Origin of the sequence: Enterococcus sp. 12F9_DIV0723 (assembly GCF_002174375.1) — a bacterium.
In the GTDB taxonomy this organism is placed as follows: domain Bacteria; phylum Bacillota; class Bacilli; order Lactobacillales; family Enterococcaceae; genus Enterococcus_A; species Enterococcus_A gilvus.
The window spans coordinates 1,560,004-1,561,930 of the sequence record NZ_NIBK01000001.1 but is presented as its reverse complement, the minus strand read 5'-3'; the positions used below and the strand labels follow the sequence as shown (position 1 = coordinate 1,561,930).

The 1,927-nt window shown below is 33.9% G+C and carries 2 protein-coding genes; one reads left to right on the top strand and one right to left on the bottom strand.

Going from position 1 to position 1,927, the window contains the following annotated elements:
- On the bottom strand, positions 1–980 hold a 980-nt coding region (locus A5868_RS07475; protein WP_087654132.1), incomplete at its 3' end, for a S66 family peptidase.
- 689 nt (positions 981–1,669) lie between these two features.
- On the opposite strand from A5868_RS07475, the gene A5868_RS07470 reads away from it, so the two are divergent.
- The gene (locus A5868_RS07470) at positions 1,670–1,864 is read left to right on the top strand and encodes a CsbD family protein (protein WP_070621707.1); all 195 of its coding nucleotides are present in this window, start codon (positions 1,670–1,672) and stop codon (positions 1,862–1,864) included.
- The last annotated feature ends 63 nt before the right edge of the window (positions 1,865–1,927 follow it).

Below are 1,927 nucleotides of genomic sequence, written 5' to 3'. Positions count from 1 at the left end.
TCGAGCTGCGCATAACCCCCTAGAGGAAGCGTCCATTTTGGTTCTGTATGTCCAAAATTACAATTATATAAAATAGGTAATCTTTCCAGATTAAATTCTTTCATAATCTTTTTGATTGAAGTTTGATACTCTTTGAAATATCGGTTATCTTGTGGTTTTCCGACTAAAATCCCATTTAATAAGGATAAGTTCCCCATTACTCCCATTGTGCGCAATTCTCGCTCAACAAATTCAGGTGCGGGATATTCTTCTGAAGTTTCAAGTAATAAAAGGCCATCTTTAAACAAGTCTCTAGAAGGATATAAGTCTGTTCCTCTTAACATTGCCAACACTTCAAGGCAACCACCAAGCAATTGTCCTTTGATTGTTCCAGATCCTTGTAAAACAATTGGGCCTATATCTTGATAAGACGCCCTTTGTTTTTCTTTATTCTCAAAATCCCAAGGGATTACATCACTTGTCCATTTTGTGCGCCATGGATAAGTGTAGGTAGAGTATTCTTTCATTAGAACATCTTCAAAACAAGTTCTTGTAAAATTAAAAATGCCACCATTTTCGGCAAAATCAACTAGGACACATGGACCGTAAAATGAAACTACTCCTGCTAACTGAAACATCTGATGGATACTTGTTGAATCCGAATAGCCAATAAATACTTTAGGATTGTTTTTTATAATATTTAAATCTAAATATTCAAAGATACGATAACTATCTAACCCACCTATTATTGATATAATTCCTTTGATTTCAGGATTGAGCAAAGCATCATGTAAATCTTGCGCTCTAGCCTCTGGATGAGAATAGATGAAATCCGATCCCTGCAAAGAATGAGTCAATTCAACTACATTAAATCCCAAATCCGTTAATTGTTTTTTTCCTTGATTATAGCGCCATAGTATATTACTATCTCCACCTAAACCGCTAGATAATGAAATCGTTGCAATGGTATCTCCTGATTGCAATCTTTTGGGCTTCTTCATAGATCTCAGTCCTCCTTATTACTTTTAATGAATTACCTTTTTTAAAGGTATACACTATATCATAGATTTGTAAATAATTACCTGTGAAAGATAGTAAATACCCACTCGGAAATTTTTTTAGCAATTCACAGATTGTGCCATATAATTAGGAAAAAAATTGCCATTTAAAAATAAAAGTGACAGGTTATGAGCCGTCTGCTCTAACCAACTGAGCTAAGGGTACCATTAAAAAACAACTATTATTTTTTAAACGTGTTACAATACAGAAATAGAACGCCAGATCTTCCCCACAGTCTACTTACTCTAGTAGCTGCATCTGACGTTCTTTTTCTATGGGCATTTATTTCCCATTGCTTCAAATTTACAAAGAAATTGCTTTATTTGCAAATGATACACTCACAAAAATATAAGATACACTAAAAAAACAACCAGCCTGCACATGACTGGTTGCTATCAGAATGAAACTTAGTTATGAAAGAAGTAAGGTTTGACGAAAACCTCACCTATATTTATACCTTTATAACTTCCTTTTTGCAAGCGGATTCTTCTTATTTTCTAACTTATTGATATAAAAACTAACGCCCTTGCTTGCTTAGATATTTATTATTTTTAACCTTAAATGTATATGATTTGCTTTAACTTTTGGACTACTACTATAATATGCTTAGAAATAAAAGGAGGGCTTTATTATGACAGACAAAGGTTTTACGGACAAAGCTAAAGGTAAAGCGAAAGAAACCACTGGAAAAGTAACTGGTGACAACAAAAAGAAAGCTGAAGGCCTACTTGATCAAGCTGTTGGGAAAGTAAAAGAAGTAGCGGCAGACGCAAAAGAAAAAGTTGAAGATATCACGGATGACGTTAAGAAAAAATTAGACAAATAATAGAATCTACAAAAGTAATTAGAATAACATATACCCTCTACAACCAACTAAGGCTGCAGAGGG

Excerpts from the sequence above, each read along its gene's own strand:
- A5868_RS07470 (WP_070621707.1), top strand. The coding sequence starts at position 1,670 with ATGACAGACAAAGGTTTTACGGACAAAGCTAAAGGTAAAGCGAAAGAA.